We start from the raw sequence: 21980 nt of genomic DNA on the forward strand, positions 1-21980 counted from the left end.
TCCGCTTTAATTCCAAACTCTATTGATTTTATTGATTCTAAAATTATTAATTTGTTCTGAATTTTCACTGTAAATTTTCAATTTCGAAAATTCTTCATTCGGAAAGAATAAATTTGTCATAGAATATTTTCCATTGTTCAATAAAATTTCAACAGAACTTTTATCTAAAATTATTTGGAACAAATTTATCTCATCATTCAATGGCATTGTTTGAATTTTATTTGCAAAGTTTTCATTGAAATCAATTTTGCCGGATTTGCTTCTATCAATTATTAATTGATTTTTGCTTAACTCTATTTTTACAAATTCATTTAAATTATTTGATAATTCAATCACTAAATTCTGTGAATTATTTTTAAATGAAATTTCAATTTGTGAAAGATCAATATTTTCTTGAATGAAAGGGAGTTTAATATTTTCCTCAAACGAAATATTATTTGTGATTGATGAAAATTGTTCAACAATTTTTTGTGAAAGATAATATAAATTATTTTGTCTATTCAATTTCAATTCACGCGGAAGCGTCATTGCACTTCGCCATACTTCTGTTGGAGTTTTAGTTGCATATTGCCAATTGCTCATCCACGCAATTAAAATATTTTTATTCTCGGGAACATTTGAAAATGTTACACCAGCGTAAAAATCTGTTCCATAATCCAACCAAATTGATTTTTGTGAATTCTGAAAAGTTTTTCCATCAAAATTTCCAACAAAATATCTTGTGCCGGAACCACCGTTTGGCGCACCATTTCCATGATTCACAATCAAAATCCATTTTTCTTCGTCATCAACTTTCATTTTAAACAAATCGGGACATTCCCAAACACCTAAATTTTGTTCATCATTTCCCGGTATAAAATCACTTTCAAATTTCCAGTTAATTAAATTTGCCGAAGAAAATATTTTTATTCTATCACCAACTGCTAAAACCATATTCCACATATTTATTTCATCATTCCAAAATACTTTTGGATCACGAAAATCTTGTTCACCGGAATTATTCAAAACCGGATTACCAGTATATTTTTCCCAAGTATTTCCTTCATCTAAACTATATGCAATTCCTTGACTTTCTGTATTCTTAAATCCTTTTACCCAAAGCGAATCATTGTGATAAGTGAAAATTGCAATCATTGCATTTTTACCAAATCCGGCAGAATTATTTTTATCAATTATAGCACTTCCGGAAAAAATATTTCCTAAGCTATCTGGATAAAGCGCAATTGGTAAATGTTTCCAATGAAGTAAATCTTTACTTTCTGCATGACCCCAATGCATTGGTCCCCAAACAATATCATAAGGATAATATTGATAAAACAAATGATATTTTCCGTTGAAGTAAACTAAACCATTTGGGTCATTCATCCATTTAGATTCGGGTGTGAAATGAAATTGCGGTCGATATTTTTCTTTATAGTAATTTTCTAATTTTTCTGTTTGTGCAAATAGAATAGTTATCTGAAAAAACAAAACTAGAATAATTTTAATTTTCATTTAAATAACCCAAAATAATTTGAGAATTATAGTTTAATAAATTCAACTCTTCGATTTTTAGCTTTGTTAATGTTTGTATCATTTTGTGCAATCGGCAAACTCTCACCTTTGCCTTCAGTTTCAATTCTCGGTGCATCAATACCAAATAAATTAACCAATTCATTTTTTACCGATTCGCTTCTGCGTTTTGACAATTCCAAATTTGAATTCTCGTCGCCATCAGAATCAGTATGTCCAACAATTTTTACTTTTATTGTTGAATTATCTTTAAGAATATTTGCTATTTCTTTTATTGTTGGGATTGATTCTGACTTAATTTTATCCGAATTAACATCAAATAAAATTCCATAAGTTATAAGTTTTCCTTCAGTAATTAATTTACTTCGCATATCCGGCAAACCAGCGGCAATTCTAAAGTTGGAAATTATTGGAGTAGTTTCATCAGAATAAGTTTCAATTCTAAAAATATTATAAATATATTTATCTTGTAAGCCGAGGGGAAGATCTAAAACTTTTTGTTCATTAACATACATTCTAACTCTTTGTTTTTGAACCCAAAATGAAATATGATATTTTTCTGAAGAATTAAACAAAAAAGACACTGAGCCATTATCGCCTTGCCATTCACGGGCTTCAGACCAATTATTCCAATTGATTAAATCATAATCCGGACCAATTCTTAAACCAGCATTTCCCGGTTGAGAACCATATCCGGGATTACTTAAATCACCGGAAAGAAAAAAGAAATGAATTCCCGTAGCAGTTTCTTGAACAGAATTTAACGGAACAATATCGAACTCGATTGTAAAATTATCTGTAAAAGCTTCTTTGGCTTCTGGAACATAATAACCGGTTTTCGTAATTTCAAACCATTTTCCTTCAAATTTTTCGGAAGTTACAATTTCACCACTTCCGTTTGTATTCCATTGAAGTGGAAAATCACCAATATTTTCCGAAGTGAAATCATCGTAAAAAATAATTTTTTCTCCGGGTATAAAATCAAATTTACTTGTTAATTTGTTCTGATCTTGAGCGAATAAATTATTTAAATAAATCATAAAGTTTAATAGAATTAATGATGCGAAGAATTTTGTTTTCATTTTAATTTCAATTTTATTTATAAAATAGTGGATTTGAATTTGTCTATTCAAGTATAACTTTACCAAATTCACTTCAGATACACGACGGCAAATTTTGCCAACGGCGCCATTCGTGCTTTGTTTAATGAAAGAGTATCATTTGCGATTGTGTAATTATCAACTTTGTCTAATACTTGTAAAAATAGTGTTTCGGTTTTAAGATTTTCACATGCCATCATTGTAGAAATTACTTTCGAAACTTTAATTCTGTTACCTTCTAACAGTTCATAACTTCCCGAAATTGAATTGCAGCCGCTATTACCAATTACACGATTATCATCATTTTTTAAAATTATGTGGGCTTCTCTTTTTTGATTTTCTCCAAAGGAAATTTTCTTTCCATAGAGTTCAATAAGTTTCCAATATTTTTCGGTTATGCTTTCATCAACTTTGTGAAGAATATAATTATTTTCCAAATCACCTTTAATTATATTTCCCCCAATATCCAACTTTACAATTTTATTTTCTCCTACTAAAAATTTATTGCTTTCCAAATTCGGATCTTGATTTTCAAGAATAATTATACTGCCGCCATCACTCCAATTAAATGAACCTTTGCTGGTAAATACTTTTTCATCTTTACTCAAATAAACTTGATTCATTTCGTAAGTTAAATTTTCTGATAAAATAATTTCCGTTTTAATTCCTTCGCAATCTGCACAAGGAAGCACTCCGACATATTTACCAATCAAATCAATAGAAGTTTTGCTGTTATCTGATTGAGAAAGTATTTTATTAAAATTATTTGAAACATTTTTATTACAACATGAACATCCATAAGCAAAAACAGCAATTAAAATTATAATTAATGTTTTCATTTTATCCTCATTTTAATAAAAGAAAAAAAATTATTCAGCTAACTTTTTAATGTATTCTGGAGACTGTGGATCATCTTGGAGAAAATCACCTTTTTTGTTTTGTGATAAAGCCCAAATATCCAACCAAGAAATTCCCCAATTCCCAAATTTTGTGATTGGAGTTTTGTATAAATCATCTTTCAAAGTTTCATCTAAACTAATAAAGTTGTAATTATTTTTTTTAAACATAATTGCGAGAGAGTCAATAAAATCCGAGTTAAGCCAACTTGCGTGCATAAGTAAAATATGATTTATATTTTTCCCAAATAATTTTTGCGATTGGTTTTCAAAATAATGAAGTTTTCTTTCCATATAATCTATATAATCTTTCCCGATTTGTTTTGCGAGAATTGTATCATTTTTAACCTTTGCTCTTTTGTAAGCAAGAGCAAATAAATAATCTTCGTTATCAATTGTAACGGGAGCGGTTATATAATTTTTACTTTCTAAAAAATTGTTTAGTGAATCAAACTTTTCTTTTGTGTTGCCAATATGAAGAAAAGGATGTCGAAAATACTTTATTGATTTATTTCTTTTACCAAGAATTTGTTTTGTTAGAATTTCACCTTTTATAATATTCTCTGAAAATTCTTTAAGATTAGTTTTGTTGTAATCTGGATGAGAAAAAGTATGATTGCCAAGTTCTAAATTATTATCAATCCAATTTTCCAAAAGTGAAATTTGAAATTTATAAAGAGAATCATTTCTATATAATTTCATTTCGTTAACAAAACCAATTGCCGGAATATTATGCTTCTTTAAAGATTGAATAATTCCATTCATTAAATTTTGTTGAAATGTTGTATCATTAATTCCGTAAGATACAACGGGCAAATCATCGATTGTGAAACAAATATTCTTGGATTGAGCAGTTAAAATTTGTGTTACAATAAAAAAGAACAAATTTATAATAAGAGTTTTCATTTGATCAAAAACTAAATCGAAAGTAATTATTTAACAATTTCACACTTTTTAAAATCAAGTATAGAATTTATATCAAGTTTTACAAAAACATTTTCTGTATAATCATCTTTTTCAAAAAATAATCCAACATTACCATTTTCTAAAATTGTCATAGAAGAATAAGCCGAACTTCCGGAATAAATTAATTTTTCTAAAGTCCAAGTTTTTCCTTCATCATAACTTATTGAAATTGACATATTATTTCTTTCATTTTTGGATTTGGCATTTGAGAATAACAAAATATTATTTTCACCAAATTTATAATTTATCAAACTTGCATTACATCCGGGATCGATTAAAGTACTATCAATATTGGACTTCCAAGTTTTGCCTTCATCATTTGAAACGTGAATATATCTATAACCCAATTTATTAACACGACTGTTAACCACCCAACTTTTGTCATCCAATTCAATAATTTTTGATTCATCTGCTGGATTAATTGGATTATCAATAAAGTACCAATTTTTTCCATGATCATTACTTCCGAAAATAAAAAGTCCTTTATTTAGATTAACCAAAGTGTGAAGAATTTTTCCAGCCGAAGTTTGAATTCCATTACCCGAAGTAATAAATTGAAAATCTTTCCTATTTTCCGGTTTAATAATTAGTTGAGAAATATCAATGGGTGAACTCCAAGTTTTCCCGTTATCAATACTTGAAATATATTTCAAATAATAAATATCTCTCTCCCTTTTTAAGTTCATATAATTGAAAAATAAAAATATTTCGCCGGTAATTTTATCAACAATAAATGATGGATCCGATGCAGATTGTCCGAAAGGATAATCTACAATTCTTTCAATATCCGTCCAAGTTGTTCCGTTATCTTCACTTTTTCTAATAACAATATTTATATCGTTGTTAGATTTTAAATCATCACAAGATTCAACACGTTCATCAATAGCTACAATTAAATCTCCGTTTATTGCAGTTGTAATGGCGGGAATTCTGTAACAAGAAATATTTTGATTCTCTTTGCTGCTGAATAAAGAAATAAATTCACTATTTTCTAAATTGTTATCAGTCAATTGGGAATAAATTGAAATTTTGTTTATGATAAAAAACACAGTTATGAAACAAAAAATTAGTTTCATTTTATTTATCACCTTGAATATATGCCGATAGCGGAAAGTTTCCTTGTGCATCAACAAATTTTGCCTCCGGCACTTCAATTTTAAAAGTATGGATTCCAGCTTCCAACGAACCCAATTCAAAGGTTCTAATTGGAATTACATCACCTGGGCACCAATTATTCCATGAAGTCCACTCCGTTTCTGTTCTTGTCTTGGAACCGTAAATTCCGTTCCCTTGTGTATTATATTGTCTAAAAGGTTCACAAGATTTTCCACCCGGTTTATATGTTGCAATTAAATTTTCATCAAAATAAACATAATGGTTTCTTCTAATATACTCTTCTCCACCAGCATTGGAACCATGATTTGAAGTAATTAAATAAATTGCAGCATTTGTTAATTTTGAAAGAACATCAATATTAAAAGTACGAATTGTTTTTCCAATTACATCAGTGTTTTTGAAATTATTAAGACTATCAAAACATGTAACAGATTCTAAAAATTGCAAACTGTTTTCTTTTTGATCCGAAGTGTTTAATTTTAATGTTCCATAGAATGTATAATTTTTTCCAGCGCAACCGGCAATCTGTGTATTTGCAGCATATGGAACTCCGAAAATATCGAACTCCATCCAGAAATCATATTTAGTTTTTAGTTCAGAATCGGTTAAAATTTTAGCAACATTATTTATTTCAAAACTATACGGAACTTCATTTGGAGTTTTATTTTTATCCATAAACGGAGTTATAAATCTTGCAACTTCAATTTTCTTAACAACATTTTCTTCATTATAAATAGTACCTTTATTTATAAAGCTTAGAAAAACATTTCCAATTCTATCATAATTATCACAAGCGGCTTTTATTATAATTTCCAAATTTAATTTATTACCGATTTTTTGAAGGTCACTTTCAGAAAATTTTGTTGCATATTTTGAATTGGAAATTCTTAAAATCCCATCCGGAACGGGTTCATTTACGGTAGCTGCATAACCATCATAATATAGAACTTCATTAAAAATTGTTAAAGTAAACGGACCATTATCAACATCATTTTTATTTTCGGTTGAATTATCTTTGCTGCAATTGATTAAAATAAATAAAAGTACAAAAATTGCAAGTGTTTTACTTTTCATAGAATTTAAGCTCAATGTAAATGGTAGAATAATTAATTATTTAAATGTTATGACTAAAATACAACTTTTAATAAAATTAATTTCAGTGAAAGTTATTATGTGAAGGAAAGAAAATCGGAAAAAATCAATAATTAAAAAGTATGTTTGTTATACTTTTAGAAACTTCTGAAATATCACAATTCTAATTTTTCAGAAGTTTCTTTTACTAAGCAAAAATCGTTAATTATTTATTTGTAAACTATCGAAAGGAATATCAGGCTGTGTATCCCAAAATGCCGAAATATTTACAATCTTCCATCCGGAATTTTCCTTTTCCATAATTCTTGTTTCAAAACTTGTTCTAAAATATTTATTTTCTTTATCGGAATTGTATTGTTTCCAAGTAAGATAGGCTGTTGAATCGCTGTAAAACTTTATCATTGGCTTTTCTCTTTTCACAATGGGATGAATAATATTCTCACCATTCTTATAATATTTTTCAATCCATTCTTTTCCTCTTGAATTTATTTTATCCCAGCCAACGGCAATATCTGAAGTTCCATCGCTATTATTCCAAGCTTGAACAACATAATTTTTATGACCCCAGTAACTTTTCCAACATTCGTAATTTCCTTCAAAAAAACATTTTGTCTCACCTTCAATAACTTTCATTATTGAATCTGTTTCTGCTTTTTCATCGAATGATGATACTAAACTGTTTGAGATATTTTTATCGGAAGTTTGTTGACATCCAGAAGTTATTATTAGAAAACTTACAAAAAGTATAAATGATTTTAGTTTCTTCATTTTAAAATTCCTTTATTGTTAATATAAAATAATACATTCAATCTTATTTTAATAGAAAATATTTGAAATTTTTGAAAAATATCTTTCAAATGAATAAAACCATTTTGGATTGAAAAAAGGCTTTCCTATTTCGGTTAAAGTAAAGGAGCCCGTAAAATTTTTTCCATTTTTTTACCTTTTGCTAATTCATCCACAAGTTTATCTAAATATCTTACTTTTTGAGTCAAAGGATTTTCAATTTCCTCCAAGCGATATCCGCAAATTACTCCGGTTATAAGATTAGCGTTTGGATTTAATTTTGCATTTTGAAAAAATTTTTCGAAAGTAACTTTTTCTTTTATAATAGATTGTAGTTTCTTTTCATCATAACCGGTAAGCCATTCAATTACTTTGTGAAGTTCGGCTTTAGTTCTTCCTTTTTTTTCTATTTTTGTTACATAATGCGGATAAACCGAAGCGAATGACATTTTTGCAATTCGCTCATTATGATTATTTAATTTATTCATTTTTGTAATCAATCTGTTTTGTTAGGAAAAATTGTTTTAAATGATTGTAATTATTTGTTGTCAACAATTTATTTTCCACAATAATATAAAATATAAACTATTTTTTGTTTGTATATTTTTAACTTATACTGAAATATGAAACTTGGTCTTGTTCGTCACTTCAAAGTAATAACAAATGAGAAAACATTTCTTACTTCTCAAGAATTTGCAGAAGCTATGAGAAAATATGATTTGGCTCCGGTTAATAAAAATGGACTGAAAATAAATTCTGATGATTGGCAAATTTGTTATTGTAGTACTTTGCCAAGAGCAATTACAACAGCCGAGGAAATTTTTTCCGGAAAAATAGTAAAAACTGATTTAATAAAAGAAGTTCCAATTACTCCATTTACAAAAATGAATACTAAATTACCAAGTTTTATTTGGCATATTGGAGCAAGAATTTCTTGGTATAAATCGCACAAATCTCAAATTGAAGATATAAATCAAACAAAAAAAAGAATTAACGAATTTTATAATTTGATAAAAAAATCCGGTTACGAAAATATTTTAATAGTTTCACATGGATATTTTCTTCATATGTTTGCACAAGAAATGATGAAAAATGGATTTAAAGGAAATGTAGATTTGAATATCAAAAATGCTCATCTTTATTTGTTGGAAGATTAGTTTTTAATTCGTGAATAGGTAATAAAATTGTTAAACCAAATATTTATTCATCAAAATTATTTTTCAAATATTGATATTTTTTTTGTCGGCTTTTCCATCTTTCCATTGCAAATTTCTGCATATCTTCAACTTTATCTTTTTCATCAACAATTTCAAAACCCAGAAGAGTTTCGATAATATCTTCTAATGATACTACTCCATTCATTCCGCCATATTCATCAATAACAAGCGAAATGTGTTCTTTATTTTCAAGTAATTTTTCCCAAGCCTCAAATAATGATGTAAATGAGGTAAAAGTAAGAATTTCACGTTTTATATCTTTTAATTTTAAATCAAATTGATCTTCAGCTAATTTTTCAAAAACAGTTTCTCTAAAAACATAACCTGAAATATTATCATGAGTTTTTGAATAAATAGGAATTCTCGAAAAGTGAAGAAAATCCTTATCCTTAAGAAATTCTTGTAAAGTCATTTCTTCGTTTGCAACTACAACTACAATACGAGGCGTCATAATTTCAGAAATTCTTATATGTTTTAATTTTATAAGATTTTGCAAAATAATATTTTCTTTTTCAACAAAAATTCCTTCTTTTGTACCAATTTTTGCTAATGCAGAAATTTCCTCTCTGCTTATTGTTAATTCATTCTTATTACGCGAAAGCAATTTTGTTAAAGTTGAAGAAATTACAACAAGTGGATATGTAATAAAAATCATTATGGATATAATAATTGGGGTAATATTGAGAAGCTGCTTATTGTAATTAGCTCCAAGTGTTTTGGGAATTATCTCGGTAATGACTAAAATAAGAATAGTCAAGATTGCAGAAACAATTCCGAAATACTCGTTGCCAAAAACAATTGTTGCTTGTGCACCAACACCTGCAGCGCCAACAGTATGTGCAGCAGTGTTTAATGAAAGAATTGCAGAAAGAGGTTTATCAATATCCTCTTTAAATTTTATCATTTTTTTTGAATTTACTTCATCATTATCAACTTTTGATCTTAAATATGATATTGGTGTAGAAAGTAAAACTGCTTCCATAATCGAACACAAAAATGATGTAAAAAGTGCAATAAATAGATATATTAAAAGTAATGTCATTATTGTTTATAGTTTGTGAAGGAAGTTTCTTAAATTTTTTTTAAGTAATTAGAATATTCAAAATTATTTTTGAACTTTCAATTAAATTCGAAGAGAAATATTTTATTATTCGTGAATTTGAGGCTAAAAGATTTGCCGCTAATGCACTAATAAAAGTAAATTCTAGTCACTTATTTTAATATTGAATTAGAAAATTTTAATTTAATATTTTTACCACTAAACAAACTTTTATTGAGCAAATTTGATTTCTAAATCAAAAATATTTTTGGCAATTATATTTATACTAAATTCCTTTGCATTTGCTCAAAGCATTACAATTAGTGGATTTATTGAAGATTCAAAATCCGGCGAAAGATTAATTGGCGCAAATGTTTATGAGAAAAATCTACAAATTGGAGCCGCAACAAATAATTACGGATTCTTCAGTTTGGTTCTACCGCAAAATCAAAACTATAATATTATCATTTCATACATTGGTTATGAAAATTCTCAGCTAAATTTATCAACCAAAAAAGACACACTTTTACAAATTGTGCTTTCACCAAAATCTATTGAAACAGAAGAAATATTGGTTGAATCTGAAGCGATTGATGAAATTACAAAAAATACTCAAATGAGTAATTTTAATATTCCAATAAAACAAATAACTTCAATTCCCGCTTTACTTGGGGAAACAGATGTTTTAAAGGCATTACAATTATTACCCGGCGTACAATCCGGTAACGAAGGAAGCAGCGGTTTGTATGTGAGAGGCGGAAGTCCAGAACAAAATTTAATTTTGCTAGACGGAACGACAGTTTACAACGCAAGTCATTTATTCGGATTTTTTTCTGTATTTAATTCCGATGCGGTAAAAAATGTAAATTTATTAAAAGGAGGATTTCCGGCAAGATTTGGCGGGCGACTTTCATCAATTTTAGAAATTAATATGAAAGAAGGTAACAATAAAGAATTTGAAGGAAGCGCTACAGTCGGATTGATTTCATCAAAAGTAACTTACGAAGGACCGATTTACAAAGATAAAACTTCTTTTATTTTTTCTGCACGCAGAACTTATATAGACGTTTTAGCCCAGCCGTTTATGGATGATAACGAATACGGCGGATATTATTTTTATGATTTGAATGCAAAATTAAATCATATTTTTTCTTTGAACGATAGACTCTTTTTTAGTCTCTATTTAGGCGATGATGAATTTTATGCAGTTTCTAAAAGTGATTTTGATTACTCAAATTCTTCAAACGATTTTAGTTTGGGTTGGGGAAATATTACATCCGTAATTAGGTGGAATCATATTTTCTCAAATAATTTATTCAGCAATGTTACGGCAAATTTCAGCAGATTTAGATTTTACACGGATGTTGAAAGTTCTTCAGAATATAATAATGAAAAAGAAATTTATCGTGCGGAATATTTATCGGGAATTACAGATTTTGGTTTTGCAATTGATTTTGATTGGGTTCCCAACCAAAACAACAATATAAAATTTGGTGCAAATTTATTTCATCATAAATTTAATCCGGGAGTTTTTCAATACAGTATTTCGCAAAATATTGATACTTCAATTTCCGCCTCATTGCTTCATAATGCAATAGAATTAAGAGGATATTTTGAAGATGATTTGGAAATTAATTCTAATCTAAAAATTAATGCGGGAATTCACACTTCATTATTTGCAGTAAATAATAAAAATTATTTTTCTTTCGAGTCGCGAATTTCACTAAGATATTTAATTAAAGATTGGTCGGTTAAATCTTCCTACACATTTATGAATCAGTATGTTCATCTTCTAACAAATAGCGGAATTGGTTTGCCGACTGATTTGTGGGTTCCGACAACTGATATTGTTAAACCGGAAAAAGCACATCAAGCAGCATTGGGAATTTCCAGAAATATTATTGATAATGAATTTGAATTTACCGTTGAAACATATTATAAGAAAATGAACAATTTGCTTGAGTACAAAGAAGGCGCAGAATTTTTTGGACTAAATTCAGATTGGCAAAGCAAAATTACTTTTGGTGAAGGTACAACTTACGGCATTGAATTATTTCTTCAAAAGAAAAAGGGAAATACAACCGGCTGGATTGGTTACACGATGGCTTGGTCAAAAAGAGAATTTGATGAATTAAATAACGGAAAAGAGTTTCCTTATAAATACGATAGGCGACATGATATTTCTTTGGTTCTTAATCATAAAATATCCGAAAGTTTTGATGCATCTTTAACTTGGGTTTACGGAACGGGCAATGCAATTTCTCTTCCGCTTGTTCAATATTATGGCAACTCAAGTTTGTTTGATCAATATTACAATTATAATTATCAGCAATTGGAATATTTTGGAGAAAAAAATAGTTTCAGAATGCCAGCTTATCATCGTTTGGATTTAGCTTGCAGATTTATGTGGGGTGAAGAAAACAGCAGCGTGCTTACAGTTGCAGTCTACAATGCTTACTCGCAAAAAAATCCTTTCTTCTACTATTTTGAAAATGATTACATGAATAATAAAAATATTCTAAAACAAGTTACTTTGTTTCCAATTATTCCTTCAATCAGTTATAGTTTTAAATTTTAAGACAATATAAAATGAAAAATTTTCTAAAAATATTTTCCATAATTTTTATATCAATCAGTTGCGAATCTGTTGTGGATGTTGAATTACCAAAACAAAATCCATTAATTGTTGTAAATAGCTTTTTTACTCCAGATAGTGTTTTTAAAGTTCACGTTTCAAAAAGTTTGGGAATTTTAGAAAGTTTTTCTGTGCTAAATGAATATGGATATAATGAAGATAAAATTCCAATTTTAGAAAATGCTAAAGTTGAAATTTGGAACGGAGATAATATTGTTACAAATCTAAATTACTCCGGGAACGGCTTCTACATTGCTCAAAACACATTTCCTCAAATAAATAATAATTATAAAATTGTTGTAAGTGCTGATGGATTTAAATCAGTTTTTGCAGAAGATAAAATCCCAAATAGTATTTTAATAAAAAATGTTTTATTGGAATCAAATCCTTTGGATGAATATCTTTCTCAGAATGAAATTACAATTATTTTTGAAGATGATGGAAATACAAAAAATTATTATCAATTATCATTATTCGCAATTGAAAATTTTTCCGGAGAAATTTATAGAACAAATTTATTCTTTGAAAGCAACGATATTCTAATTGGTGAAAGTGATATTTTTGATGAAAACGAAAAAACATTTTATGGTTACGCAGCATATTTTGATGATGCAATAATTTCCGGGAAAGAATATAAATTAAAAATATCAACTTACGAAATTAGTTATTACTCAGAAGTTTATGTTATACTTTCGTCACTAAGTGAAAATTTATATAAATATATTATTTCGGTAAAAGAACAAGATGAAGCGGATGATAATCCTTTTGCAGAACCGGTTTCAATTCATAATAATGTTCAAAATGGATTAGGAATTTTTGGCGGTTATAGTTCTTCGGTTTATCGAATAAAATAAAATACTTAAACCACAACAAAACAACTCACAACTTTTTAAATTTATTTGTGTCTAAAATTTTTATTCACAAGATATTGCTAAACTCTTTTCTGATACTCCATTTTCGTTAAATGCTTCTATTGCAAAAAAGTAATCAACACCTTTATTCAAAGCACGCAATTCTAATTTTGGTCCTTGATCATGAAAAATTTGGTAAGTCTGATAAAGTTTATCTTTTGCAATTCCCCATAAAATATTGTAACCAACAATTCCATCAACCTTATCCCAAGTAATAAAAGCATTTCGTTCATCTTTACCGCGAATAACTTTTAAACTATTTGGAGTTTTCGGTTTTGCATCATAACTGTTTCCAAAAACACGAATTGCATTTATTGCCAAATTTAGGGTTGGAACATAAATATTTTCAAATTTTATATAACGAGCGTCAATAGGATTTTCTAATTCGAAATATCCGTTTGGTCTATCTTGTTTTTCGTTCGATAAATCAACAACACATTCCCAAATAACATTATCTTTTGATGTATAAAATTTAAATTGCGTATAAACAATCGAATCGTTAAAGTAAATATTTGATTTATAATCAGTCAAATTTATTTGAATAGCTTTAACATTACTGATTTTTTGCAAATCAATAATTGCCCACTCTCCGGATTTATTTGTATTTGCAACCCAATAACTTCTCGGATTTTCATCCGTAATTTGGGTACAAGAAAAAGTATCACGAACAGACGAAGCGGTAACCGGTTTTTTATAACTCAACAACATCCATCCGGTAAAAAGTTCATCTTTATTTATGATTTTTTTAGTGGGTAAGTAATGTGGGAAATCTCCAAATCGTGTATTAGAAAAAAACTGATCATCTTTATCAAAAAATGCCGGAAACATTGCAATTCGCCTTTCAAAATTCCAATTTACTGCAATCCACGGAGTATCGGTATTCCAAAAATTTCCATTCAAATCTTGAAAAGTATTTCCATGACCAGCACCTTGCACATAACCGCCGGGTTTGTATGAAATTGGATTGTAAGGCGCATAAGTAAAAGGTCCAAGCGGATCGTTTCCTATATAAGTTCCATTTGCGTAAACATTATATTCCGTTCCGGGAGCAGCATATTGCAAATAATATTTGCCATTATATTTTGTCATCCAAGCGCCTTCAATAAAAGGATCGATTTCATCACTATGGTTTAATCCAAACCTTTCCCAGCCGTGTTCTTCGGGGTGAAGATAAATAAATTGATATGCAATTGTATCTTTGTAAGCTAATTGTCGGCTATAATCCAATTCGCAACCGTAAATTGGGTATATATTTGATGAACCCCAATACATAAAATATCTATTCAAATCTTCATCATAAAAAAGTGCCGGATCCCAAGAACCTATTTCTTTTCTTCGCCATGGCATATAACGATTATAAAATTTTAATTTTCCGGTTTCCGGTTGGGTTGTGTACAAAATTGGTCGTCTTTCAAAAGTCGATTGATAAATTAACATTGTGTCTTTTACAACAAGTACAGCCGGAGCGCAATTATCTTCCATGGGCCACATGCTTGGTGTAACAAATTCCCAAACGCTCATATCTTTAGATTTCCACCAGCCGTTAGAAATTGTTGCAAATAAATAATATGAATCTTTGAATGTAACAATTACTGGATCGGCAGCAGATCGATATGAAATTTTCTGATCAATTTGTTCAAAGTTGTAACGATAACCGATATCCATTGGGTTACAATAAGTTTTTTGAGATTTTTGTTGTCCAGAAATTATTGAGAAGAAAAGAAGAAAAACTATAAGAATTCTTTTTGTAGTTTTCATATAATTTTTTATTAGTGCATTCGTGGCTAAATAAATTGCCACTAATTCACGAATTGATAAATTGATTATTTAAATAAACTCTTCAACTTTACTCAATGCTTCATCAATTTTTGAAATATCTTTTCCACCGGCAGTTGCAAGATGTAGTCTTCCACCTCCTCCGCCTCCGACAATTTTTGCAATTTCTCCAACAATTTTTCCAGCGGATAATTTTTTTGTACTAATTAAATCATCCGTAACAACACAGACAATTCCAACCTTTCCTTCAATTTCGGAAATTAAAACTCCAACTCCATTTCTGATTTTTTCACGAAGTTCATCTCCCATGGATTTCAATTCATCCATATTGTTTACATCAACTTTTCCTTTAAAAATATTTATTCCATTTTTCTCAAATGGATTATTTACAATAGTATCAATGCCGCCAAGTTTTTCTTTAAGTTTAATTTCAGAAAGTTCTTTCTCAATTTTTTTCTTTTCTTCATTTAGTTGAGCAATTTTTTCATCAGCGTTTCTTAATTCTAAAATTTGATTATGAATATATTTTTCAACCCCCAAACCGGTTACGGCTTCTATTCTTCTTACTCCGCTTGCAATTGATGATTCGCTGATAATTTTAAACAATCCAATTTGCGAACTATTTTTTACATGAGTCCCGCCGCAGAATTCCAATGAAAAATCTCCAAACTGCACAACATTTACTTTATCTCCGTATTTATCACCGAAGAACATTAAAGCGCCCATTTTTTTAGCTTCATCAAACGTAATATTTCTGTGATGCTGAAGTTCAATATTTTCATGTAATTTAAAATTTACCAAAGATTCAATTTCTTGTAATTCTTGATGGGTAACTTTTTGAAAATGTGCAAAATCAAAACGTAATCTATCCGGACCAACATACGATCCAGCTTGCTTTACATGAGTCCCGAGAATTTGTCGAAGTGCAGCATGAAGAAAATGTGTCGCACTGTGATTTCGCATAATTTCCCATCTGCGTTTGATATTTACTTGAACAATAAATGGAGCAAAGATTGAAATAGGTAAATCAGTATAATCAGGATCGTTTGGAAAATCAACTTTATGTAAATAAGTATTATCAAACTTTTGAGTATCAACAATATTCAAAATTTGATCTCTGTAATAAATTGTACCAGTGTCACCAATTTGACCACCAGATTCAGCATAAAATGGTGTTTTATTAAAAATAAGCAAATCATCAATTCTATTTATTTCCGTAATTTCAATTCCTTCTTCAAAATTATCATATCCAACAAATTCAGTTAAAACTTTATGTTCATCTGGAATATAATCTTTATAAATAAATCTTGCACCATCAACTTTATTCGCTTTTCTTGCGCGGACTTTTTGTTCATTCATCAAAATATTAAATTTATCTTCATCAATTCGTAAACCTTTTTCTTGAGCCATAACATTGGTTAAATCAACAGGAAATCCGAAAGTATCATAAAGTTTAAAAACATCTTCGCCGGGTATTACTTTTGCATTTTTTAAAATTACATTTTGGGAAATTTCTTCGAACAAAGAAATTCCTCTATCTAAAGTTGCATTAAAACTTTCTTCTTCCGCTTTTATAATTTTTTCAATATTTGCTTGATTTGATTTTATTTCCGGGAAAACATCGCTCATTGTTTTTACCAAAACATCAACCAACTTATACATGAATGGTTCATTTAAATTTAATTTTCTTCCGTAACGAGCAGCTCTACGTAAAATTCTGCGTAGTACGTAACTTCTTCCATCATTACCGGGAACTGCGCCATCTCCAATTGCAAAAGTAAGTGTACGAATATGATCAGCAATTACACGCATTGGAATTTGATGTTCTTGAGTATCATAAGGAATTTTAGAAATTTTTGAAATTTCTTGAATTAACGGCTGAAAAACATCGGTATCATAATTTGAATTTTTACTTTGCAAAACTGCACAAACTCGCTCAAAGCCCATTCCGGTATCAACATGTTTTGCGGGAAGATCATGCAAGATTCCATTTTCATCACGATTATTTTGTATAAAAACTAAATTCCAAATCTCCAAACATTCCGGTACTCCGGTATTTACATATTTTGGGTTTTCATAATCATCTGTTAGATTTATATGAATTTCCGAACACGGACCGCACGGACCAGTTTCTCCCATTTCCCAAAAATTATCTTTTGCGCCAAACTTTAAAACATGATTTGGGTTAATATCAGTCTTGGTTTTCCACAAATTCAAAGCTTCATCATCAGTTTCAAAAACAGTTGCCCATAATCTCTCTTTCGGTAATTTCCAAACTTCGGTTAATAATTCCCAAGCCCAAGTAATTGCTTCTTCTTTATAATAATCGCCAAAACTCCAATTTCCCAACATTTCAAAAAATGTGTGATGATAAGTATCGTGTCCGACTTCTTCCAAATCATTATGCTTTCCGCTAACTCGAATACATTTTTGTGTATCGGCAGCGCGTTTATAATCGCGATTTCCTTTTCCCAAAAAAACATCTTTAAACTGATTCATTCCCGCGTTTGTAAAAAGTAAAGTTGGATCATCATAAGGAACAACCGGCGCACTTGGGACAATTGTATGTTGTTTGGATTTGAAAAATTCTAAAAATTGATTTCTAATTTGTTGCGATGTCATAAATTTTCTAATTATTGTTATAAATTGAGCGCTAAATATAATAAATAATGTTGAAACGTTGAGATGTGGAAACTAAAAACGTGAGTTGTAAAACGTAAAAAGTCAAAAGTGAAAGGTGAAAAGTCAATAAAAAAGAAAAATGTATCAAAACAAAATTTTGAGATTTAATTAAACTTTCGGAAACTTGTTTATTATTTTTTCATCATACAGACAGAAAATTTTAATTGGGAGAAAAAATGGCTCTACATAAAGCAGTGGTTAAACAATTACAAGGAATTACGTTAGTTGGAAAAACCGATTCAAATCATTGGATTACGATGGATGGACCGGAAAATTTTGGCGGAAGTAACGGAGCAATTAGACCAAAAGAACTTTTATTACTTGGTTTAGCCGGCTGTACCGCCTCTGATGTGATAACAATTTTGGAGAAAAAAAGAGTAAAATTAGATGATTTTGAAATTCAAATTTCTGCTGAATCTGCAGAAACACATCCAAAAGTTTTTACAAAAATTCACCTTGAATTTATATTAGTAGGAAAAAATATAAAAGAAGCTGATGTTGAGCGGGCAATAGAACTTTCTCAAAAAACTTATTGTAGTGTAACGGCAATGTTGGAAAAATCAGTTGAAATTACACACTCATTTACAATTAAAGAAGAAAAATAAATTTGATGAAATTCTCTTCTTAATTGAAGAGAGTTTTTTTAATCAAATTTTGGAATTAACTTTCTTCCTTTAAAACCTTCATTGATTCCGTGATAATAAATAATTTTTTCTTCGTCGCTTTTCCAGCATAAATATACTTCTTCGTTATTTATAACAGCCGGAAAATCAACCAATCCCACATTGAAATTCCAATCTTTATAAAAGCATCCAATTTCTTCTAACTCATTCATAAATCCATGAATTTCTATAATTAAATTTTGTGCTTCCGTATTATTTCCAATTTCTCCGTCAACAGAATCAGAAATAGTTTTAAGTTCAAAACTATAATCCAAAATATCTTTAACAATTTTTTTTACAAGTGGTAAAGTTTTATTTGCTTCTTCAGGTGTAAAATATTTTACTTCTTGATCAAACATAGCTTCATTTATTTTTACAAAAAATAATTATAATTCTTTAACATTAGCAAGGTAATAAAATTAAGAGGAAAATGGTATTTTTGTAACAATATAAAATTTTAAATGAGGATGTAATGCAGAAATTTTTGTTGATTGTATTGTTAATAATATTTGCTATTTCTTGTTCCGAAGATAAAAAACAAAAATTTTCCTTTTCACCGGAATCACCCAAAATTGGCGAAGAAATTGAAATTCAATTTATACCCGAGCAAGATAGTTTTAAAAATGTTACAGAAATTAATATGATTGTTTATTCTTTTGGGGATGATTTATTAAACACAAGTAAAATTCCGATGGAAAAAAATGGTGAAGTATGGAATGGAAAATTTAGATCGGAAAATGAAACTTATGGATTGGTTTTAAAATTTATCAGCGGTGAAAATACTGATGATAATAATCAACTTGGATTTGTAATTCCACTTTTCGATGACGACGAAAACGAACTTGCGGGATATAAAGCCGGATTAGGAAATTTTTATATTAGATGGTCGGCTACAATTGGACTTAAAAGAGATGTAGAACTTGCAAACAAATTATTTAAAGAAGATTTTGTAAAACATCCTAAAATTAAAAATCAATTTCTTAATAGTTACGTAATTTCATTTCCCAAGAATAGAGTTGATAGCGCAACAACTGCAGAAATCGAAATTTTAGAAGAGAAAAATGATTTCACTCAAAAAGAATTTGAATTTTTAGCTAATGCAACAAGAAATATTGGTGATCATGTAAAATCAATAAAATATGTTGAATTGATTGAAAATAAATTTCCACGATCAAATTTAATTAAATCAAGATTTTTGGGCAGATTTAGAAACATGCTAACTGTTGAAAAAAAGTTAGAAGTTTTTAATGAATATATAAAACTGGATAAAGAAAGCGAAGTTTCAGCATACATGCTTTCAAGCATAATTAATCAGCAAGTAAAAGAAAATGATTTTAAATCGGCTGAAAAATTGTTGAATGAATATTTGTATTTGGCAAATTCAAATTTGTATAATGGAATTGCTTGGCGAATATTTGAAATAAAAAAAAATCTACCAAGTGCAATGCAGTATTGTGAAAAAGGAATTGAAATTGCTAGAAATGAAGTTAAAAATCCAACCGGAATTAAACCGGTTTATATTGACTCTGAAAAATGGAAAAACTCTAAGAAAATTGCGCTTGGCTTAATTCTCGATACGTATGGAAATATTCAAAACGAATTAGGTAAAACCGAAGCTGCATTAAGATCATTTGAAGAAGCTACAACATTAACAAACGGCGATTATCCCGAAATGAATGAAAGTTATATCACATTACTTTTCAAATTAAAGCAGTATGAAAAAGCGAAAAGTAAATCGGAAGAATTTATTTCAAAAGGAAAAGCAACAGATAAAATAAATGAAATTTTGAGCGAAGCATTTATAAAATTAGGCGCGAATAAAAATCTTTAGATGAATATCTAAATAAAATGGATGAAAATTCTTACAAGAAAATGGTAGAAAAAATTTTAAAAGATATTCTTAAATAAAACAGCACCAAATTTTACATTAATTTGAAAACGAGAAAAATGTAAAATTTTTATTCGCAAATTCTTGGGAAAGAGTTGAAGATAAATTGAAAAATGCAAAGAATTTATGCAAAAAATAAATATCCATTTCACGTTTTGCTTAATGACCAAAATGAAGTAATTGAAAGTTATGGAGTTGAAGGAATTCCAACAAAATTTATTATTGATAAAAATGGAAACGTTAAATTGAAAAGTGTTGGATTGGAAGGAACTGAAAAGAAATTTTAACAGAACTTGATCAAATAATAAAGATGATTGAATAATTTTTACGATAACAATATCCTTTATCATCGTAATTTATTAATTTACAAATAGAAAATAATTTTTTCGGAGATTTGAAAATATGGCAGTAATTAAACCTTTTAAAGCATTTCGTCCGGCAGAAAATCTTGCACATCTTGTTGCCAGTGTTCCTTATGATGTTGTAAACAGAGAAGAATCTGCAAATCTAGCTGCCGGAAACTCATATAATTTTTTACGTGTTACACGATCAGAAATTGAACTTCCGGAAAATACAAATCCTTACGATAAATCTGTCTATGATAAAGCGAGAGAAAATTTCCAAAAATTTATAAATGAAAAAACACTAATTCAAGATGAAGAAGAAAGATTTTATATTTATGATTTAACAATGGGCGAGCAAAAACAAGTTGGAATTGCCGCAACTTTTTCTGTTAATGATTATGAAAATGATATTATTAAGAAACATGAAAAAACCAGAAAAGTGAAAGAAGATGATAGAACAAATCATATAATAACAACAGAAGCACAAACAGGTGCAGTTTTTTTAACATACAAAGGAATTGATAAAGTAAATCAAATTGTTGAAAAAACAATGAAAGAAATTACACCGACGTATAATTTTACTTCGAACGATGGAATAATTCATAAAATTTGGATTTTACCAAAAGAATATAATTCAACAATAATTAATGAAATTGCAAAAACGAAATATTTATATATTGCCGATGGACATCACAGAGCCGCAAGCGCAGCAAGGGCAAGAACAGTTAAAAAGAATATTAATCCAAATCATAACGGAAAGGAAGAATATAATTTTTTTATGGCAGTATTATTTCCTGCAGAACAATTAAAAATTCTTCCTTACAACAGAGTTATTTTCGAATTGAAGGGAATGTCGGAAAATCAATTTATTGAAAAAATTAAAACTAATTTTTCTATCGAAAGTTCGGATTTAGCTGCACCCAAAAATGTAAAAAATATTTGTATGTATATTTCAAATAAATGGTATTTGTTAAAGCCAAATGATAATGTAAAAAAAGCTGAAAATGTTGGCGGAAATTTGGATGTAAGCATTTTAGAAAATTATTTACTTAAACCGATTTTGGGAATTGAAGATATTAGAACCGATACAACTATTGATTTTATTGGTGGAATTAGAGGTACTGCGGAATTAGAAAAATTAGTAAACAGCGGAAAAGCAAAAGCAGCATTTTCAATGTATCCGGTTTCAATTGAAGATTTGATAAATATTTCCGATGCCGGAGAGATTATGCCACCAAAATCAACTTGGTTTGAACCAAAGTTGAGAGATGGATTGGTTGTTCATACAATTTAAATAATCTTAATCATAATCTTACTCTTAATCTTCTTTTTAAAAAATAAGGGAAAAAGGATGAGTA

The 21980-nt window shown here is 28.8% G+C and carries 19 protein-coding genes; 7 read left to right on the forward strand and 12 right to left on the reverse strand.

Going from position 1 to position 21980, the window contains the following annotated elements; all coding sequences use genetic code 11:
* Window positions 1-6: 6 nt before the first annotated feature.
* From IPM32_05925 to IPM32_05960, 8 genes are all read right to left on the reverse strand, one after another.
* Window positions 7-1494 carry a glycoside hydrolase family 32 protein gene (locus tag IPM32_05925; protein MBK8944797.1) on the reverse strand — a complete coding sequence of 496 codons (1488 nt, stop codon included), beginning with the start codon at window positions 1492-1494 and terminating at the stop codon, window positions 7-9.
* A gap of 26 nt (window positions 1495-1520) precedes the next feature.
* Entirely contained in the window at window positions 1521-2594 is a 1074-nt protein-coding gene (locus IPM32_05930) for an OmpA family protein (protein ID MBK8944798.1), read from the reverse strand.
* 68 nt (window positions 2595-2662) lie between these two features.
* On the reverse strand, window positions 2663-3451 hold the full coding sequence (locus IPM32_05935; GenBank protein MBK8944799.1) for a copper resistance protein NlpE N-terminal domain-containing protein: 789 nt from the start codon (window positions 3449-3451) through the stop codon (window positions 2663-2665).
* A gap of 30 nt (window positions 3452-3481) precedes the next feature.
* Window positions 3482-4414, reverse strand: coding sequence for a polysaccharide deacetylase family protein (locus IPM32_05940; protein MBK8944800.1), 933 nt, complete (start codon window positions 4412-4414; stop codon window positions 3482-3484).
* 26 nt (window positions 4415-4440) lie between these two features.
* A complete protein-coding gene (locus IPM32_05945; protein MBK8944801.1) occupies window positions 4441-5550 on the reverse strand; it encodes an exo-alpha-sialidase in 1110 nt (369 codons plus the stop codon).
* Window position 5551: 1 nt separating this feature from the next.
* Window positions 5552-6664 carry a hypothetical protein gene (locus tag IPM32_05950; GenBank protein ID MBK8944802.1) on the reverse strand — a complete coding sequence of 371 codons (1113 nt, stop codon included), beginning with the start codon at window positions 6662-6664 and terminating at the stop codon, window positions 5552-5554.
* A gap of 219 nt (window positions 6665-6883) precedes the next feature.
* Window positions 6884-7450: a hypothetical protein gene (locus IPM32_05955; GenBank protein MBK8944803.1), complete on the reverse strand. Its 567-nt coding sequence runs from the start codon at window positions 7448-7450 to the stop codon at window positions 6884-6886.
* Window positions 7451-7584: 134 nt separating this feature from the next.
* Window positions 7585-7956, reverse strand: a complete 372-nt coding sequence (locus tag IPM32_05960; protein MBK8944804.1) for a DUF2200 domain-containing protein — start codon at window positions 7954-7956, stop codon at window positions 7585-7587.
* Window positions 7957-8091: 135 nt separating this feature from the next.
* Here IPM32_05960 and IPM32_05965 point away from each other — a divergent pair, with 135 nt between their 5' ends.
* Window positions 8092-8625, forward strand: coding sequence for a histidine phosphatase family protein (locus IPM32_05965; protein ID MBK8944805.1), 534 nt, complete (start codon window positions 8092-8094; stop codon window positions 8623-8625).
* 43 nt (window positions 8626-8668) lie between these two features.
* Here IPM32_05965 and IPM32_05970 read toward each other — a convergent pair whose 3' ends face one another.
* A complete protein-coding gene (locus tag IPM32_05970) occupies window positions 8669-9727 on the reverse strand; it encodes a DUF21 domain-containing protein (GenBank protein MBK8944806.1) in 1059 nt (352 codons plus the stop codon).
* A 259-nt stretch (window positions 9728-9986) separates the two neighbouring features.
* Between IPM32_05970 and IPM32_05975 the strand changes: the two genes are divergently transcribed.
* Window positions 9987-12302 carry a TonB-dependent receptor gene (locus IPM32_05975; protein ID MBK8944807.1) on the forward strand — a complete coding sequence of 772 codons (2316 nt, stop codon included), beginning with the start codon at window positions 9987-9989 and terminating at the stop codon, window positions 12300-12302.
* 11 nt (window positions 12303-12313) lie between these two features.
* Complete coding sequence (locus IPM32_05980) at window positions 12314-13213, forward strand: DUF4249 domain-containing protein (GenBank protein ID MBK8944808.1); 900 nt, start codon at window positions 12314-12316, stop codon at window positions 13211-13213.
* 60 nt (window positions 13214-13273) lie between these two features.
* Here IPM32_05980 and IPM32_05985 read toward each other — a convergent pair whose 3' ends face one another.
* On the reverse strand, window positions 13274-15028 hold the full coding sequence (locus IPM32_05985) for a family 43 glycosylhydrolase (protein MBK8944809.1): 1755 nt from the start codon (window positions 15026-15028) through the stop codon (window positions 13274-13276).
* Between the two features lie 69 nt (window positions 15029-15097).
* The gene (gene alaS / locus IPM32_05990; GenBank protein MBK8944810.1) at window positions 15098-17668 is read right to left on the reverse strand and encodes an alanine--tRNA ligase; all 2571 of its coding nucleotides are present in this window, start codon (window positions 17666-17668) and stop codon (window positions 15098-15100) included.
* A 236-nt stretch (window positions 17669-17904) separates the two neighbouring features.
* Between alaS and IPM32_05995 the strand changes: the two genes are divergently transcribed.
* Window positions 17905-18333 (forward strand): OsmC family protein, encoded by a 429-nt coding sequence (locus tag IPM32_05995; protein MBK8944811.1) that lies wholly within the window; start codon window positions 17905-17907, stop codon window positions 18331-18333.
* Between the two features lie 38 nt (window positions 18334-18371).
* Here the strand turns inward: IPM32_05995 and IPM32_06000 are convergent, their stop codons facing one another.
* On the reverse strand, window positions 18372-18749 hold the full coding sequence (locus IPM32_06000; protein ID MBK8944812.1) for a DUF2203 domain-containing protein: 378 nt from the start codon (window positions 18747-18749) through the stop codon (window positions 18372-18374).
* 113 nt (window positions 18750-18862) lie between these two features.
* Here IPM32_06000 and IPM32_06005 point away from each other — a divergent pair, with 113 nt between their 5' ends.
* From IPM32_06005 to IPM32_06015, 3 genes are all read left to right on the forward strand, one after another.
* The gene (locus IPM32_06005; protein ID MBK8944813.1) at window positions 18863-20221 is read left to right on the forward strand and encodes a hypothetical protein; all 1359 of its coding nucleotides are present in this window, start codon (window positions 18863-18865) and stop codon (window positions 20219-20221) included.
* 170 nt (window positions 20222-20391) lie between these two features.
* Entirely contained in the window at window positions 20392-20565 is a 174-nt protein-coding gene (locus tag IPM32_06010; GenBank protein MBK8944814.1) for a redoxin domain-containing protein, read from the forward strand.
* Between the two features lie 115 nt (window positions 20566-20680).
* The gene (locus tag IPM32_06015; protein ID MBK8944815.1) at window positions 20681-21916 is read left to right on the forward strand and encodes a DUF1015 domain-containing protein; all 1236 of its coding nucleotides are present in this window, start codon (window positions 20681-20683) and stop codon (window positions 21914-21916) included.
* Window positions 21917-21980 lie beyond the last annotated feature (64 nt).

It is taken from the genome of Ignavibacteriota bacterium, assembly GCA_016716225.1.
Lineage (GTDB): Bacteria > Bacteroidota > Ignavibacteria > Ignavibacteriales > Melioribacteraceae.

What these genes read in the sequence shown, in the direction of transcription:
- IPM32_05945 (MBK8944801.1), bottom strand. Translation starts at nt 5,550, where the DNA reads ATGAAACTAATTTTTTGTTTCATAACTGTGTTTTTTATCATAAACAAA.
- IPM32_05940 (MBK8944800.1), bottom strand. Translation starts at nt 4,414, where the DNA reads ATGAAAACTCTTATTATAAATTTGTTCTTTTTTATTGTAACACAAATT.
- IPM32_06005 (MBK8944813.1), top strand. Translation starts at nt 18,863, where the DNA reads ATGCAGAAATTTTTGTTGATTGTATTGTTAATAATATTTGCTATTTCT.
- IPM32_05930 (MBK8944798.1), bottom strand. Translation starts at nt 2,594, where the DNA reads ATGAAAACAAAATTCTTCGCATCATTAATTCTATTAAACTTTATGATT.
- IPM32_05980 (MBK8944808.1), top strand. Translation starts at nt 12,314, where the DNA reads ATGAAAAATTTTCTAAAAATATTTTCCATAATTTTTATATCAATCAGT.
- IPM32_05925 (MBK8944797.1), bottom strand. Translation starts at nt 1,494, where the DNA reads ATGAAAATTAAAATTATTCTAGTTTTGTTTTTTCAGATAACTATTCTA.
- IPM32_05955 (MBK8944803.1), bottom strand. Translation starts at nt 7,450, where the DNA reads ATGAAGAAACTAAAATCATTTATACTTTTTGTAAGTTTTCTAATAATA.
- IPM32_05985 (MBK8944809.1), bottom strand. Translation starts at nt 15,028, where the DNA reads ATGAAAACTACAAAAAGAATTCTTATAGTTTTTCTTCTTTTCTTCTCA.
- IPM32_05935 (MBK8944799.1), bottom strand. Translation starts at nt 3,451, where the DNA reads ATGAAAACATTAATTATAATTTTAATTGCTGTTTTTGCTTATGGATGT.
- IPM32_06000 (MBK8944812.1), bottom strand. Translation starts at nt 18,749, where the DNA reads ATGTTTGATCAAGAAGTAAAATATTTTACACCTGAAGAAGCAAATAAA.
- IPM32_06015 (MBK8944815.1), top strand. Translation starts at nt 20,681, where the DNA reads ATGGCAGTAATTAAACCTTTTAAAGCATTTCGTCCGGCAGAAAATCTT.
- IPM32_05960 (MBK8944804.1), bottom strand. Translation starts at nt 7,956, where the DNA reads ATGAATAAATTAAATAATCATAATGAGCGAATTGCAAAAATGTCATTC.
- IPM32_05965 (MBK8944805.1), top strand. Translation starts at nt 8,092, where the DNA reads ATGAAACTTGGTCTTGTTCGTCACTTCAAAGTAATAACAAATGAGAAA.
- IPM32_05950 (MBK8944802.1), bottom strand. Translation starts at nt 6,664, where the DNA reads ATGAAAAGTAAAACACTTGCAATTTTTGTACTTTTATTTATTTTAATC.
- IPM32_06010 (MBK8944814.1), top strand. Translation starts at nt 20,392, where the DNA reads ATGCAAAGAATTTATGCAAAAAATAAATATCCATTTCACGTTTTGCTT.
- IPM32_05970 (MBK8944806.1), bottom strand. Translation starts at nt 9,727, where the DNA reads ATGACATTACTTTTAATATATCTATTTATTGCACTTTTTACATCATTT.
- alaS (MBK8944810.1), bottom strand. Translation starts at nt 17,668, where the DNA reads ATGACATCGCAACAAATTAGAAATCAATTTTTAGAATTTTTCAAATCC.
- IPM32_05995 (MBK8944811.1), top strand. Translation starts at nt 17,905, where the DNA reads ATGGCTCTACATAAAGCAGTGGTTAAACAATTACAAGGAATTACGTTA.